Consider the following 15,809-nt stretch of genomic DNA (forward strand, 5'->3'; position numbering starts at 1 on the left):
CGGTGCGGTCGAAGATCGACCGCACCGCCCTGACCAGCTATGTCACGCCCGACAGGCGCTCGGCGTCAGCTGCAACCGCTCGTCGAACCGCAACCCTCGCAGATGTAGCAGGAACCGGCCCGCTGCATCTTCGTGCCGCAGGAGAAGCACAGCGGGGCGTCGGCCTGGATGCCCAGCTGCATCTCCACCAGCTCGGCGCTGGTGTGGACCTGCCTCGGGGCGGGCTCGGCCGGCACGGCCTCGATCTTGGGGGCGGCGACGGCCTTCAGCTCCTGCGCGCGGGGCGCGGACTGGGCCAGACCCTCGACGTCGACCTCGTCGTCGGAGGGCTCGTAGGAGCCCGTCTCCAGGTGACGCTGGCGCTCCTCGGCGGAGTGGATGCCGAGGGCGGAGCGCGTCTCGAAGGGCAGGAAGTCCAGCGCCAGGCGGCGGAAGATGTAGTCGACGATCGACTGCGCCATCCGCACGTCCGGGTCGTCCGTCATGCCGGCCGGCTCGAAGCGCATGTTGGTGAACTTCGAGACGTACGTCTCCAGGGGAACGCCGTACTGCAGACCGACCGAGACGGCGATCGAGAAGGCGTCCATCATGCCCGCGAGGGTGGAGCCCTGCTTCGACATCTTCAGGAAGACCTCGCCGAGACCGTCGTCCGGGTAGGAGTTGGCGGTCATGTAACCCTCGGCGCCGCCCACCGTGAAGGAGGTGGTGATGCCGGGACGGCCCTTGGGGAGGCGCTTGCGGACCGGACGGTACTCGACGACCTTCTCGACCGCGGTACGGATGGTGTCCTCGGCCTTCGCCGTGACCTCGGTCTTCTCCTTCTCCTTGGTCTTCGCGGAGAGGGGCTGGCCGACCTTGCAGTTGTCGCGGTAGATCGCGAGCGCCTTGACGCCCATCTTCCACGCCTCGAAGTAGACCTCTTCGACGTCCTCGACGGTCGCCGTCTCCGGCAGGTTGACCGTCTTGGAGAGCGCGCCGGAGATCCACGGCTGGATCGCGGCCATCATGCGGACGTGACCCATCGCGGAGATGGAGCGCTCGCCCATGGCGCAGTCGAAGACCTCGTAGTGCTCGTGCTTGAGGCTCGGGGCGTCGACGACATTGCCGTTCTCGGCGATGTGGGCGACGACCGCCTCGATCTGCTCCTCCTGGTAACCCAGGCGGCGCAGGGCCTGCGGCACGGTGCCGTTGACGATCTGCATCGAGCCGCCGCCGACCAGCTTCTTGAACTTGACCAGCGCGAGGTCGGGCTCAAGACCGGTGGTGTCGCAGGACATCGCGAGACCGATGGTGCCGGTCGGGGCGATGACGGACGCCTGCGCGTTGCGGAAGCCGTTCTTCTCGCCGAGGCGGACCACGTCCTGCCAGGCCTCCGTGGCGGCGGCCCAGATGGGGGTGTCCAGGTCGTCCACGCGGACGGCCGTGGTGTTGGCGTCGGCGTGCTGCTTCATGACGCGCTGGTGGGGCTGCGCGTTGCGGGCGTAGCCGTCGTACGGGCCGACGACCGCGGCGAGCTCGGCGGAACGCTTGTACGACGTACCCGTCATCAGGGAGGTGATGGCGCCGGCGAGCGCGCGGCCGCCGTCGGAGTCGTACGCGTGGCCGGTCGCCATCAGCAGGGCGCCGAGGTTGGCGTAGCCGATGCCCAGCTGGCGGAAGGCGCGGGTGTTCTCGCCGATCTTCTCCGTCGGGAAGTCGGCGAAGCAGATGGAGATGTCCATCGCGGTGATGACCAGCTCGACGACCTGGGCGAAGCGCTCGATCTCGAAGGACTGGCGGCCCTTGCCGTCGTCCTTGAGGAACTTCATCAGGTTCAGCGAGGCGAGGTTGCAGGACGTGTTGTCCAGGTGCATGTACTCGCTGCACGGGTTCGAGCCGTTGATACGGCCGGACTCCGGGCACGTGTGCCAGTTGTTGATCGTGTCGTCGTACTGGATGCCCGGGTCGGCGCAGGCCCAGGCGGCCTCGGCCATCTTGCGGAAGAGGGACTTGGCGTCGACCTCCTCGATGACCTCGCCGGTCATGCGCGAGGTGAGACCGAACTTGCCGCCCTCCTCGACCGCCTTCATGAACGTGTCGTTCACGCGGACCGAGTTGTTGGCGTTCTGGTACTGGACGGACGTGATGTCGTCGCCGCCCAGGTCCATGTCGAAGCCCGCGTCACGGAGGGCGCGGATCTTCTCCTCCTCCTTGACCTTGGTCTCGATGAAGTCCTCGATGTCGGGGTGGTCGACGTCGAGGATGACCATCTTGGCCGCGCGGCGGGTGGCGCCGCCCGACTTGATCGTTCCTGCGGAGGCGTCGGCACCGCGCATGAAGGAGACGGGACCCGAGGCGTTGCCGCCCGAGGAGAGGAGCTCCTTGGAGGAGCGGATGCGGGAGAGGTTCAGGCCGGCACCGGAGCCGCCCTTGAAGATCATGCCCTCTTCCTTGTACCAGTCGAGGATCGACTCCATGGAGTCGTCGACGGCCAGGATGAAGCAGGCGGAGACCTGCTGGGGCTGCGGCGTCCCGACGTTGAACCAGACGGGGCTGTTGAAGCTGAAGATCTGGTGCAGGAGGGCGTAGGCCAGCTCGTGCTCGAAGATCTCGGCGTCGGCGGGCGAGGAGAAGTACTTGAAGTCCTCGCCGGCCTTCCGGTACGTCTTCACGATGCGGTCGATGAGCTGCTTGAGGCTCACCTCGCGCTGCGGGGTGCCCACTGCACCGCGGAAGTACTTGCTGGTGACGATGTTGACCGCGTTCACCGACCAGAAGCCGGGGAACTCGACGCCACGCTGCTCGAAGTTGACCGAGCCGTCGCGCCAGTTGGTCATGACGACGTCACGGCGCTCCCACTCCACCTCGTCGTACGGGTGCACGCCGGGGGTGGTGTGAATGCGCTCGATGCGCAGTCCCTTGCTGGCCTTGGCTCCGCTCTTTGCGCGGGAACCTCGTGCCGGACCGCTCGCCGTCTCTGTCATTGCCGCCTCCCTGTAACAGGCTAAAACGCGCTGAAGTGCCGCGAACTTCCCGTGGCACGGTCTGTGTCTGATGCTGCGCGTGGCGCTGGTACGGCCTTTCGCAGCAAGTCTGTGGTCGCCGCCGTGGGCGGGGCCGGACGCCCCGGAGGGGCCGGCCCGCGGTCAGTCGGCGGCGGTGGCGGGCACGGGAACCTCCAAGGTTCCGTCGGGCCCGCGATCGGTCTCCTGGCGCTCCACGTCCGGGTCGTCGTCGTCCGCGGCGGGGCGCTGATTCACCTGCCTGAGTTCCGCGATGGCGGCTTCGAAGTCGTCGAGCGAGTCGAAGGCCCGATACACGGACGCGAACCTCATGTAGGCCACGAGGTCGAGTTCCTGCAAGGGTCCGAGTATGGCCAGCCCCACGTCATGGGTGGTCAGTTCGGCGCTTCCGGTGGCTCGCACGGCCTCTTCGACCCGCTGGCCGAGCTGGGCGAGCGCGTCCTCGGTGACCGGCCGCCCCTGGCATGCCTTGCGCACGCCGTTGATGACCTTGATCCGGCTGAAGGGCTCGGTCACACCGGAGCGCTTCACCACCATCAGCGAGCACGTCTCCACGGTCGTGAAACGACGGGAGCAGTCGGGGCACTGGCGGCGCCTGCGGATCGATGTGCCGTCATCGGTCGTACGGCTGTCGACGACGCGGCTGTCGGGGTGCCTGCAGAAGGGGCAGTGCATGGCTCCAACCCTCCTTCACAGCACGACTCAGAGACCTCTCGGGACCTCCCGGGCCCCTCGAAGCAGCCTCAAGCATAGGCGATACCCGAGGGTCCGAAGACCGGGGGACCACAACTTCTGGGATGCCGTCGCAATCCAACCACTAGATGTGGGGCTTGGCTCGCGAATTCGCCCACGACCCGCGTGTCGTACACGTAAGGGCACGTGCCGCACAGGCATACCCATCCCGGACACGCGGGGATAGCGTGGGCGACGCACGGAAGGGGGCCGCTTCCCGGCCGGTCGGCCATCGAATGGCAGACTGGACGGCGGCCCAGGTCGGTCGGCACGGCTGCCGCCTCCGGCGGTGAAGGGTACAGCAATAAGCCCTTTTGTCCGCGAGGCACGTTGCCAGCCATACACCCAGACACATGATCGCGACAGGCAATCCACGTTTTTTCACTCGAACGTGTGTTTGGCGCAACCTTTCGAAAGCAACTACCGTTGTCCAGCAGGGAGACCATCGAGAGGGGCCGACGTGACCACCACCGCAGACAGCGCCACCATCACTGCCCAGGAGCGCTCCCAGGGCCGACTCGAGCCGGTGCATGCGATGAACGAAGCCGCGAATCATGAGGGGCCCAAGCGCTCACTGCCTGGTCGACCTCCAGGCATCCGGGCCGACAGCTCGGGACTCACGGACCGGCAGCGCCGGGTGATCGAGGTGATCCGGGACTCCGTGCAGCGGCGCGGCTACCCGCCGTCGATGCGGGAGATCGGTCAGGCCGTCGGCCTTTCCAGCACCTCCTCGGTCGCGCATCAGCTCATGGCCCTGGAGCGCAAGGGCTTCCTGCGCCGAGACCCGCACCGCCCGCGCGCGTACGAGGTGCGGGGCTCCGACCAGTCGTCGGTGCAGCCCACGGACACAGCGGGCAAGCCGGCCGCGTCCTATGTGCCGCTCGTCGGCCGGATCGCCGCCGGTGGCCCGATCCTCGCCGAGGAATCGGTCGAGGACGTTTTCCCTCTCCCCCGCCAGTTGGTCGGCGACGGAGAGCTGTTCGTCCTGAAGGTGGTCGGTGACTCGATGATCGAGGCCGCCATCTGTGACGGGGACTGGGTGACGGTCCGCCGCCAGCCGGTCGCCGAGAACGGCGACATCGTCGCCGCGATGCTCGACGGCGAAGCCACGGTGAAGCGCTTCAAGCGCGAGGACGGGCACGTGTGGCTGCTGCCGCACAACTCCGCGTACCAGCCGATCCCCGGTGACGAGGCGACCATCCTCGGCAAGGTAGTGGCTGTGCTGCGTCGGGTGTGACACCGCGACGGGCGGACCTCCGCCCCCGCCCCTGACCGGGCCCCGGAACCAACTGCGCCGGTTCCGGGGTCCTGTGCGTTCCCGGCCGGTGGCTCCGGCCGGACCACGAACCCCTTGGGCACGTGGTCGAGCGTTCCCACGGACCTCACGGACGAAGGACCCAGAGATCACGTCGACCCTGAGGCCCCCTCCATGCGCCGCCCCCGACCGGGCTCAGGCCGCTACGCGTCCTCCGCCTCGGCCGCCGACTCGTCGGCCTTGGCTGCCATCTCCTCGACCGCCCTCGCCTTCTCGTCGATCGCGGCAAGGGATCGACGGACCTGATTGCGGTCCGTGGTGTACCAGAAGTCGGGCAGCGAGGCCTTCAGATAGCTGCCGTAACGAGCCGTGGCCAGACGCTGGTCCAGCACGGCGACCACACCCCGGTCCCCGGAAGCGCGTACGAGGCGGCCGGCGCCCTGGGCCATGAGGAGCGCGGCGTGGGTGGCGGCGACGGCCATGAAGCCATTGCCCCCGTTGTCCTCGACCGCCTTCTGGCGGGCGCTCATGAGCGGGTCGTCGGGGCGGGGGAAGGGGATCTTGTCCATGACGACCAGCTGACAGCTGGTGCCCGGCACGTCCACGCCCTGCCAGAGCGACAGCGTGCCGAAGAGGCAGGTCTTCGGGTCGGCCGCGAAGTTCTTGATCAGCTCGCCGAGCGTCTCCTCGCCCTGGAGCAGGATCGGGTACTCGGGGAGGCGGGTCCGCAGCTCCTCGGCCGCGAGCTGAGCCGCGCGCATCGAGGAGAACAGGCCGAGCGTACGACCGCCGGCGGCCTGGATCAGCTCGGTGAGCTCGTCGAGCATGTCGCCGCGGTCGGCGTCCCGGGCGGGGCGCGACAGATGCTTGGCGACGTACAGGATGCCCTGCTTGGGGTAGTCGAAGGGCGAACCGACGTCGACGCCCTTCCACTGGGGAAGGTCCTCTCCTTCCGTGCCCTCCGGGGCGAGCCCCATCGACGCTCCCACGCCGTTGAAGTCGCCGCCGAGCTTGAGGGTCGCGGAGGTCAGGACGACCGAGCGGTCGGCGAACAGCTTCTCCCTGAGGAGCCCCGACACGTTCATCGGAGCGACCCGGAGCGAGGCTCCGAAGCGGTCGTGCCGCTCGTACCAGACGACGTCCCATTCCGAGCCGTTGGCGATGCGCTCCGCCACGGCGTGCACGGCTTCGACGGACGCCAGCGCCTGCTTGCGCACCGCGTCCTCGTCCTGGACGGACTTGTCGCGGGTGGAGCCGATGGCCGTGATCACCGTGCGGGCGGCGTCGCGCAGGGCCATCAGCGCGTACCCCAGATCCTCGGGGATCTCCTCCAGGCGTCCCGGCAGAGCCAGCTCCATCAGGCGCTCGAAGCCCTCGGCGGCGGTCTGGAGCTGATCGGCGGCCTTCTCGTTGGCGAGCTTCGCGGCGCGGCGCACGGCGCGGTTGACCTGTCCGGGCGTGAGCTCGCCGGTGGCGACACCGGTGACCCTGGAGACCAGCTCGTGCGCCTCGTCGACGATCAGCACCTCGTGCTGCGGGAGGACCGGCGCGCCCTCGATGGCGTCGATCGCGAGCAGCGCGTGATTGGTGACGACGACCTCCGCGAGCTTGGCTCGCTCGCGGGCCATCTCGGCGAAGCACTCCGCTCCGTAGGCGCACTTGGTGGCGCCGAGACACTCCCGGGACGACACCGACACCTGACCCCAGGCCCGGTCGGAGACACCGGGTGTGAGGTCGTCCCGGTCACCGGTCTCGGTCTCGTCCGACCAGTCGCGCAGCCGCACCAGGTCCTGGCCCAGCTTGCTGGTGGGCGCGGCCGCCTCGAACTGGTCGAAGAGTCCCTCCTCCTCGTCCTGCGGCACGCCCTCGTGCAGGCGGTGCAGGCACAGGTAGTTCGACCGGCCCTTCAGCATCGCGAACTCGGGGCGGCGGCGCAGCAGGGGGTGCAGCGCGTCGACGGTGCGCGGCAGGTCCCGCTCCACGAGCTGCCGCTGGAGCGCCAGGGTGGCGGTCGCGACGACCACCCGCTCCCCGTGCGCGAGCGCGGGCACCAGGTAGCCGAGCGACTTTCCGGTACCGGTGCCCGCCTGGACCAGCAGGTGGGAACTGTCGTCGATGGCACCGGCGACCGCTTCGGCCATGGTCACCTGGCCAGGGCGCTCCGTACCGCCGACGGCGGTGACGGCAGCATGCAGGAGTTCGGGGAGTGAGGGCTTCGTCATAGCGCTGCCAGCCTACGGGGCGCCACTGACAACCGAGCGATCAAGGCCGGAACCGAAGGCGTGATCACGCCGCGTGCGGGGCGGGCCGTCATGGCTGGTGAAGGGGGTTCGGGACGGTGCCGTGGACGGCGGCGTGCGGGCGCGCCGGGCGATCGCGGTAACCGTCCAGGTGCAGTCGGTTGCGGTTCAGGCACAGCCGCTCGATACGCGGGGTGAGCAGGTCGAACATCTCGTGACGGTCCTTGAGCTCGGGGAAACGTGTCTGGTGGCGGATGATCTCCCCTTGTACGAGGGACCAGAATTCATCCTCGGGAACACCCAGGTGCTCCTCGCAGAGCGGCGCGAGGTAGCGGAACACTCCGACGAAGAGCGCGGAGTGGATGAACTGGATCAGGAAGGCCGGCGGCTCGGTGAGCAGCACCCGCCGCACCTCGTGCGGCATGGAGGCGTGCTCGGGCAGTGGTTCCGCGCTCACATTGATGTCGTCGACGAAGTCCTTCACCGCGAGCCGCACGGGGACGTCGTGGTCGTCGAAGACGACGATCGCGTTCTCGCCATGAGGGCTGAAGACAGTGCCGTACCGATAGACGAAGTGCAGCAGCGGTGGCAGGAGCACGGCGAAGAGACGGCGCAGCCAGGCCCTCGGGGCGAGTCCGGAGCGGGCCACCAGTTGGGCGGTGAAGGAGCGGCCCGCCAGGTCGGTGTGCAGCAGGGCTGCCAGGGTGCGGGCGCGTTCGCCGGGTGCAAGGTGGCGCGAGACCGGCTCGCGCCAGATCGCCCCGAGCAGTTCCCTGTATTGATAGGGCACCTCGGGGAGCGCGTCGTACACGGGATGTCCCACGGTCACGGAGGCGACCTCGCCGAGCAGGATCACTCCGCAGGTGTCCCGCAGGAACGGGTCGGCCTCGCGCAGGGAGCGCAGCCAGGTGGTGACGGCGGGCGCGGCGAGCGTGCGCTGGGTCGGAAGGCCGCGCCACACCAGGGTGTTGAGGACGGACAGCGGCAGTTTCACGGTGTGCCGTTCCGGACGCGACACGTTGACGAACGTACGGACGGACTGCTGAGCCAGTCGCAGATCGCCGTCCGAGTGCAGCGGCACGATCGCGTCCGTGGCGATGTGAGGGGCGAAGAGGGGCAGGACGACGTCGTCCCACTGCCAGGGGTGCACGGGCAGATAGAGGTACGACTCCGGGTCGAGCCCGCGCGCGCGGAGCACCGCGTCGAAGGACTCTCGTGTGGCGGGGTCCAGTTCGCACGCGTACAGGCGGTCCGCCGTGTCGAGGCCGCCGACACCGCGGTAGGTGGCGAGCCCGGTGTGCACCGCGATCCACGGAAGGGGTGTCGCTCTGCGGGCCTCCGGTGCCCAGTGCCCGGCGTCCCGCGCGGAGAAGCCGATGCGGCCCTTGTTGAGGACGATCCACGGGTGGCCGGTCTGGTGGCCCTCCAGTTCCGCGTATCCCAGGTCGGCGAGCTCGGCGGCCGTGAGGGCTTCGTGGTCGAGGCGGGCATCCGCGGCGAGCGTCGTACTCAGCTCACGGATGCCGTGCCCGAGCGTCGCCCCGTCGAGCCCCAGCGTGCCGCGGGCGCGCGTGAGGAAGCCGACGGGGTCGCTGAAGGGCCGGCGTTCCGCGTCCCCGTCCCTGAGGGCGAGGGAGTCGGGGTCCACCCGCCAACTGCCGTACGCGGTACGGCGGGCGCGGAACGACAGCATGCCGCCCGCGTCGAGCCGGAGTCCGTACGGCGCGCTACGGGTGCCGGTGGGAGCCGCGCGCGGGACGGAGGACGGGTGCTCCGGCTCCGGCTCCGGCTCCGGCTCCGGCTCCGGCTCCGGCTCCGGCTCCGGCTCCGGCTCCGGCTCCGGCTCCGGCTCCGGCTCCGGCTCCGGCTCGATGATCCCCTCGTACGCGAACTCGCCGATCATCTTCGCGAGCAGGCGGCGGCCGGCCTTCTCCCAGTGTTCCGCGCGCAGCTCGGGTGGGTCGTAGAGGGCGGGCGTCTCTCCGGCGGCCGGGGTGGCGGATGGATTCGACACGGGAACTCCTCGACAGGGAACCGAATCGGGACGAGCGGTGTACCAAGAGTGACGGCTCTACGACAGATCGCGCAGGGCCCGGTCCCGGATCATGAGGGCTGCGCGCTTGTCGGGCAGATCGACCTCGGCGGAGAACCGGAAGCCGGCGCTGAGGAACGCGGACACGGAGGGGGTGTTGCGAAGATCGGGTTCCGCGACGACACGAGCACATGAGGGGCGCTTTTCCAGAACGTGGTCGGCGACGGCTCTGAGCAAGGTGGAGCCGAGCCCGTGCCCGCGGTTGGCGACACCGCCGATGAGGAGGTGGATTCCGGTGTCGTGCGGTCGGGCGGGGTAGTGGCGTGCCAGGGGATCAAGATCCGCGCGGTAGATCTCCCAGTAGCTCATCGGGGTGCCGTCCAGCGTCCCGAGGCAGGGAACGCTGCGTCCGTCGCCGTCGATCTGCCGGCGCAGATGCTCCTCGACGACGGACTCGGATCCCGCCAGTTCCCAGAACGCCGCGACGGCGGGGTCGTTCATCCAGCGCGTGATGAGCGGGAGGTCGCGCTCGGTGCGCGCGGGGACGAGATGAAAGACGCCCGCGGGTGTCGCGGTCGGCCCCCAGCCGCCGACACGGTCGAGAAGGTCGTCCCCGCCGACGATCCCGTCCCGAGCCTCGTTGTCCCCGCCGTCCGCGGAGTCCCCGGCGAACAGGGCGATCAGCTCATCGGGGAGGCGCAGGTCGAGCGTGTCCTCGCTGTCCGTGCCGGCGCCTGGGTCCGAACCGGGGTCCGCGACGGATCCGGGACCGGGGGCGGCTCCGGGGTCGGGTCGGGTGGCGCGTGCGGTGCCGGCGTCGGTGCTCGCGTCGGTGGGAGACACGACGACGCTCCTCTCAGAAGGCGGGGTGGGTCATGTTCCTCAGGAATGAAGGGGGTTGGAGATGGTGACGTAGACGGACTGGGTGTCGACCGGACCGACGAGTTCGTCGAGGCCGTGCAGCCGGGTCAGCAGGTTGGCCTTGCAGCGCAGGACGGGTGAGTCGAGCAGGAGTGCGGGCAGCGGCGTCCGCAGTCGGGACGGGCCGGTGACGACGTCGGTGAGGAAGCGCCGGAACGCGGCGAGCAACAGCCTCTCGTCGGCGAGCTGTTGGGAGCCGAACGCACCGATGAGGCCGAGCACGTTGTTGATGCCGAGGTAGTAGGCGAAGCGTTCGTCGGTGACCTCGTCGGAGACGAAGGTGTCGCTGTGCGTCCCGATGCCGGGGAGCCGGGTGTCGAGTTCCGCGCGCCGGGACTCGCGGAAGTAGTAGCCCTGGTTGTCCCGGTAGCGGCCGCCCGTGGGCCAGCCTTCCGCGTCCAGCAGGAGCAGGGTGTTCTGCTGGTGGGCCTCCAGCGCGATGCCCGCCTCGCTGTCCAGCCAGAGCACGGGGCGTACGACGTGTTCGAGGTAGCGCAGGAACCACTCGGCGGCGACGGCGCCGCGCGGGCGTCCGGTGCGGCCGGCGAGGCGTGTGACGACCTCGCTGAGCCGGGACCGCATGCGCGGACCGCGCTCTGCCGGGTCGAGCGTGCCGGGTCGGAGGTGCGGGCGTGGTGAGACCAGTCCCGCGACGCAGCCGACGTCGTCCGTCGGGCCGAACGGGTTGTGGCGGATCATCACGTCGAGCCCGGGAATCGGGTTGCCGTCCGCGCCGTCGACGGCGAGCCAGGCCGGGTCGCGGACGATGTCGAAGCCGGGGTGGACGGCCTGCCAGTGCTTGAACAGGCCGCCGCGCAGCAGACGGTGGACCTCCACGCCCCGGTGGAGTTCCTTGCGGAGGTTCTCACGACGGGAGTTGGTGATGCGCAGGCCCAGCGACAGCTTCAGCATCGCGGGGGCGCCGGTGCGGTAGACGGTGCGGACGGAGGAGGTGGGGTGCCACGCCGTACCCCGCGGACCGAGGTCCTGGAGCAGCCCGGCGTCCAGCAGTTCCGCGGTGTCACGGCGGTGCCGGATCTCGCGCATCTGCCAGGGGTGCAGCGGCAGTGCGGCGGCGTAGCCGTCGGGGAGCGTCAGGTCGGTACCGGCCAGCCGCGTCGTCAGCTGCTCCGCCGTTACGGGGCGGCCGCGCTCCGTCCACGCCGAGTCGGCCGCGAGCACCGAGGGGGCGACCGCCATCCAGTGCAGGGGGAAGGAGCCGCGCAACTCGGGTGAGTAGAGCCGCCCTTCGGTCTCGGAGAGGCCGTCGCGTCCCTTCGGTGTCGGGTGCAGCGGGTGGCCGAGGAGGAGGGCCTGCTCCGCGGCGAGGAACAGGTCGGGTGTGTCGTCGGGGTGTTCCCTGCGGTCCCCGATGAACAGGGCGGTGCGGCGGACCGAGTCGGCGACGCGGCCCACGAGGTCGGCGCCCGCACCGGCCGGGTCGTCCGAGTGCCGGGCTTCGCGGTGGCTCGGCGCGGATCCCGTCCGCTCGGCGGTGGGCGCCGGGAGGGTCGTGCCCGCGGTCGGCGCTCCGGCGTCCGTCTGCCGTGCGAAGAGGGCCGCGACCGTCACCGCGTCGGCGGCCGGTGCCTCGTCGGGAGCGTCGGCGAGGCGGGGAAGGCCGAAGCGGTGCCAGCCGGAGGCGGACCAGTGCCGGACGGGAACGAGCAGGGCGGCGCCGCTGGCCGGCAGCGCGATGCGAAGGGTGCCGTCGTCGGGGGCGGAGAGGTTGTTCTCCCGTACCCAGCAGCGCAGCAGGTTCTCGACCGCCGCGGCCTGCGCCGCCGTCCGGGTGTCGGGGTGATCCAGCAGGTCGACGCCGGGCTCGCGCGGCCGCTCGGGCTCCCGGTCCCCCTCCTTCTGCCGGGGAACCGACTCCGCTCCGGACAGGTGCGGGGTCGAGGTGCCGCGGGCCGCTCGCTCATACGCGGCGGAAGGGCTGTCGGGGGCGGGGGTGGCGTTCACGATAGTTCCTTGAAGGTCGTTCGGGCTCGCGCGGCGACGAACCTGGGCGGTACGGGGTCGCGTGGGGCTCTTGGCGTTCCTGGTCGGTTGTTGTGGGGGGGGAACGGCGGGGTGCAGGTGGGGACCGCGGGTGGGGTACCGGTGGGGACGGCAGTCGGCTGGGGCTGTGATCCATCGCCGACGAGTGTTCGCCGAGGCCGTGCCCTTTGCCGACCCGGCAGGGACGGGGCACGTTCCGCCCGAGGTCGTACGGCCGTTGCCGTGCCGTTCAGACCGTCACCGCGGACCGCCGGTGGCCCGTGCCCCGTCCCTGCCGAGTAGGTCTCCCTGTGCCACCGCCTTCACCGCGTCCGCGAGCCGGTCGAGCACGGCGGACGTCTGTTCGTCGCTGATCGTCAGGGGAGGAAGGAGACGCACGACGCTCGAACGGCGGCCTCCGAGTTCGACGATGAGGCCTCGGCGCAGGCACTCTCGCTGGACGGCCGCGGCGAGTTCGGGGGCGGCGGGGCGAGGGCCGTCGGGGGTGGGACTCGGTGCGCCTTCGGGGTCCACGAGTTCGAGGCCGATCATGAGGCCGCGGCCGCGCACGTCGCCGATGCAGGGGAACTCCGTCGCGAGGCTGCGGAGTTGGGTCAGCATGCGGGCCCCGACGGTGGCGGCGCGTTCGGCGAGGCCGTTCTCGCGGACGTGGGCGAGGGTAGCCGTGCCGGCGGCCATGGCCAGTTGATTGCCGCGGAACGTGCCGGCGTGGGCGCCGGGTTGCCAGACGTCGAGTTCGTCGCGGTAGACGACGACGGCCAACGGCAGGCTGCCGCCGATGGCCTTGGACAGGACCATCACGTCCGGGGTGATCCCGCTGTGTTCCACCGCCCAGAAAGTGCCGGTCCGGCCCACTCCCGTCTGCACCTCGTCCACGATCAGCGGGACGGACCGGGCCTCCGTGATCTCGCGCATCCGCCGCATCCAGGCGTCCGGTGCCGGAATGACCCCGCCCTCGCCCTGGACGGGTTCGAGGATCATCCCCGCCGGGAGCGGTACGCCCGACTTGGGATCGTCGAGGAGGGATTCCGTCCAACGCGCGGAGAGTTCGGCACCGCGGCCGCCGCCGATACCGAACGGGCAGCGGTAGTCCTGCGGATAGGGCAGGCGCGCGACGCGTCCGTCGGTCGCGCCGCCGGAGGCCTCGAGCGCGCCCGCGGTCATCCCGTGGTAGGCACCGGTGAACGCGAGCATGCCGGTGCGGCCGGTGGCCGCGCGCACCAGTTTGAACGCGGCCTCCACGGCGTCCGTCCCGGCCGGTCCGCAGAACTGGACCCGGGCGCGCTCGGCGAAGCGCGGGGGGAGCGTGCGGAAGAGTTCGGTGGTGAAGGCGTCCTTGACCGGTGTCGCGAGGTCCAGGACCTGAAGGGGCGCTCCCGAGTCGAGGACCTTTCTGATCGCCTCCAGGACGACGGGATGGTTGTGTCCGAGGGCCAGCGTCCCGGCGCCGGAGAGGCAGTCGAGGTAGCGGCGGCCGTCGGCGCCCTCGATCGTCAGCCCGCGTGCCCGCACGGGGACGATCGGCAGGGCGCGCGCGTAGGTCCGTGCCGCCGATTCACGCGCCGACTGGCGCCGCAGGATCCCCTCGTGCGCCGCGCGCGCCCCCTCGGCCGCTGCGGCACCACTGTCCCACGCCCCCTGGGATTCCCCGGGCGCCCCCACCGGCACCACCGCTGAATCGGTCACGGCCACGACTTCCGGTCCTCCCGCTGTCCAGAGGCGACTTGGCAGGGGGTTCCGAACGCAGACGTCAGGCCCCCCGTACGTACCAACGACGCTGCTCGCGTTGGGAAGCGGGTGAATTCGAAGTTCCTTGCCGCGCCGGAACCTTGCCGCTCCGGCCCGGTGCCGGTCCTTGTCCTCACATCTGGCACGGGGGGGGAGGTTGCGCAACGGGTCAAGGGCCGGGGCCGGCATGGGCCGCCGGGCCGCCGGTGCCGGGCACGGCGCCATGCGGCTTCCGGGCACCGGGAGCGTGCCAGGGCCTCCACCGCCGGAGGGGGTTCCCGGCGGGTTGCCCGACCGGACCCCCCGTAGCTGAACCGTTGCCGTTCCGTCGGACGTCCCCCACAGCGACCGCATAGTCTTTGGTGCCGTTCGGTCCTACCGAACGAACCGCTCGGCACCCGCCTACGCACCACCTAGTTCCCATACGCTCAGGGGGAGTTACACCATGCGATCCATACGCCCGCCCTTCGCCGCTCGTCGAGGCAGGAGCGCGCGCCGCAGAACGTCCCCCGTCCTGGCCGCCGTCGGCCTCACCGTGGCCCTGACGCTGACCGCCACCGCCTGCGGCTCGGGCGACGACACGGCGAGCGGTCAGTCGAGCGCCTCCGCGTCCCAGGGAGGCGACGGGAAGATCCAGATCCCGGACGACATCAAGAACAAGCTCAAAGAACACGGCATCGACGTCGACAAGTGGAAGAAAGGCGCCTGGAAGAACTGGGACAAGGACGACTGGCTGCGCGAGGCCGACGACTTCATCAACCCGATCATCAAGGACCTCTGGGACCCGGACCGGATGCGCGGCGCCGACGACCCGGACAAGAACAAGGGCGTCGACGACGCCGACCTCACCGGTGACCAGGGCGTCACCGACCCGGAGCCGGCCCCGGTGACGGCGCAGGCCGTGAACACGGCGTACCACGCGAACGTGCCCGAGGCGGGGAAGGTGTTCTTCGACTCCCCCGAGGGCACGATGGTCTGCTCGGCGACGGTGGTCGAGGACCCGGCGCACCCGGGCAAGTCCAACCTGGTGTGGACCGCGGGCCACTGCGTGCACGCCGGCAAGAAGGGCGGCTGGTTCCGCAACATCGCCTTCGTGCCCTCGTACAACGACTCGGGCAAGACGGCGGCGCAGATGGAGAGCGCCCCGCGGAAGGAGGTCGCTCCTTACGGCGTCTGGTGGAGCGACTGGGCGCAGACCTCGGACCAGTGGATCGAGCAGGGCGGCACCACGGGCGGCCAGGGCGCCTCGTACGACTTCGCCGTGCTGCACGTGACGCCGGAGAAGGGCAGCGACGGCAAGTCGCTGGAGGAGACGGTGGGTTCGGCGCTGCCGGTTAACTTCAACGCTCCGGCCGTGCCCAAGGTCTCGAGCATCACGGCGACCGGCTACCCGGCCGCGGCGCCGTTCGACGGCCAGAAGCTGTTCCAGTGCACCGACAGGCCGGGACGGCTGTCGATCGCGCAGGCCGACCCGACGATGTACCGGATCGGCTGCACCATGACCGGCGGTTCCTCGGGCGGCGGCTGGGTGGCCGCGGGCTCGGACGGCAAGCCGGCGCTGGTGTCCAACACCTCGATCGGCCCGGTCAAGTTCGGCTGGCTGGCGGGTCCGCGGCTGGGTGACGTGGCCAAGGGCGTGTACGACTCGGTGAGCGGGAAATTCGCCGGGCAGTGACGCCGACGACGTGACAGGGTTCGGCCCGACGGCGGTGGGACGGTCGCGCAATGCGTCACCGGTCCACCGCCGTTCGTCCTCGGCCGACCGGGCGAGCGAGCGAGCGAGCGGGGTGCCGCGTCCGGGCGGATTCCCCGCAGAGCCGCCCCACGCCCGGCAACCCGGTGATCGACGGGCTGTGGAAGCCCGAGCGGATCGCCCCCACGGACAGGCGCACGCC

The 15,809-nt window shown here is 70.4% G+C and carries 9 protein-coding genes; 2 read left to right on the top strand and 7 right to left on the bottom strand.

Annotated features, from left to right (window positions below):
• Positions 1-65: 65 nt before the first annotated feature.
• Both ACFWBT_RS34550 and nrdR read right to left on the bottom strand, forming a co-directional pair.
• The gene (locus ACFWBT_RS34550; protein WP_385706917.1) at positions 66-2,963 is read right to left on the bottom strand and encodes a vitamin B12-dependent ribonucleotide reductase; all 2,898 of its coding nucleotides are present in this window, start codon (positions 2,961-2,963) and stop codon (positions 66-68) included.
• Between the two features lie 162 nt (positions 2,964-3,125).
• Complete coding sequence (gene nrdR, locus ACFWBT_RS34555) at positions 3,126-3,677, bottom strand: transcriptional regulator NrdR (protein ID WP_385706918.1); 552 nt, start codon at positions 3,675-3,677, stop codon at positions 3,126-3,128.
• Between the two features lie 517 nt (positions 3,678-4,194).
• On the opposite strand from nrdR, the gene lexA reads away from it, so the two are divergent.
• A complete protein-coding gene (gene lexA, locus ACFWBT_RS34560) occupies positions 4,195-4,971 on the top strand; it encodes a transcriptional repressor LexA (protein ID WP_266763403.1) in 777 nt (258 codons plus the stop codon).
• Between the two features lie 221 nt (positions 4,972-5,192).
• Here the strand turns inward: lexA and ACFWBT_RS34565 are convergent, their stop codons facing one another.
• The 5 genes from ACFWBT_RS34565 to ACFWBT_RS34585 all read right to left on the bottom strand — a co-directional run bounded on the left by ACFWBT_RS34565 (position 5,193) and on the right by ACFWBT_RS34585 (position 13,878).
• Positions 5,193-7,211, bottom strand: coding sequence for an ATP-dependent DNA helicase (locus ACFWBT_RS34565; protein WP_385706919.1), 2,019 nt, complete (start codon positions 7,209-7,211; stop codon positions 5,193-5,195).
• Between the two features lie 88 nt (positions 7,212-7,299).
• A complete protein-coding gene (locus tag ACFWBT_RS34570; protein WP_385706920.1) occupies positions 7,300-9,243 on the bottom strand; it encodes an IucA/IucC family protein in 1,944 nt (647 codons plus the stop codon).
• Positions 9,244-9,300: 57 nt separating this feature from the next.
• Positions 9,301-10,104, bottom strand: coding sequence for a GNAT family N-acetyltransferase (locus ACFWBT_RS34575; protein WP_385706921.1), 804 nt, complete (start codon positions 10,102-10,104; stop codon positions 9,301-9,303).
• Between the two features lie 39 nt (positions 10,105-10,143).
• Positions 10,144-12,147, bottom strand: coding sequence for an IucA/IucC family protein (locus ACFWBT_RS34580; protein WP_385706922.1), 2,004 nt, complete (start codon positions 12,145-12,147; stop codon positions 10,144-10,146).
• Between the two features lie 276 nt (positions 12,148-12,423).
• Positions 12,424-13,878 (bottom strand): diaminobutyrate--2-oxoglutarate transaminase family protein, encoded by a 1,455-nt coding sequence (locus ACFWBT_RS34585; protein WP_385706923.1) that lies wholly within the window; start codon positions 13,876-13,878, stop codon positions 12,424-12,426.
• 481 nt (positions 13,879-14,359) lie between these two features.
• Between ACFWBT_RS34585 and ACFWBT_RS34590 the strand changes: the two genes are divergently transcribed.
• Positions 14,360-15,589 (top strand): trypsin-like serine peptidase, encoded by a 1,230-nt coding sequence (locus tag ACFWBT_RS34590; RefSeq protein WP_385706924.1) that lies wholly within the window; start codon positions 14,360-14,362, stop codon positions 15,587-15,589.
• The last annotated feature ends 220 nt before the right edge of the window (positions 15,590-15,809 follow it).

It is taken from the genome of Streptomyces sp. NPDC060027 (assembly GCF_042737005.1).
GTDB lineage: Bacteria > Actinomycetota > Actinomycetes > Streptomycetales > Streptomycetaceae > Streptomyces.

What these genes read in the sequence shown, in the direction of transcription:
- nrdR (WP_385706918.1), bottom strand. Translation starts at nt 3,677, where the DNA reads ATGCACTGCCCCTTCTGCAGGCACCCCGACAGCCGCGTCGTCGACAGC.
- ACFWBT_RS34550 (WP_385706917.1), bottom strand. Translation starts at nt 2,963, where the DNA reads ATGACAGAGACGGCGAGCGGTCCGGCACGAGGTTCCCGCGCAAAGAGC.
- ACFWBT_RS34590 (WP_385706924.1), top strand. Translation starts at nt 14,360, where the DNA reads ATGCGATCCATACGCCCGCCCTTCGCCGCTCGTCGAGGCAGGAGCGCG.
- ACFWBT_RS34565 (WP_385706919.1), bottom strand. Translation starts at nt 7,211, where the DNA reads ATGACGAAGCCCTCACTCCCCGAACTCCTGCATGCTGCCGTCACCGCC.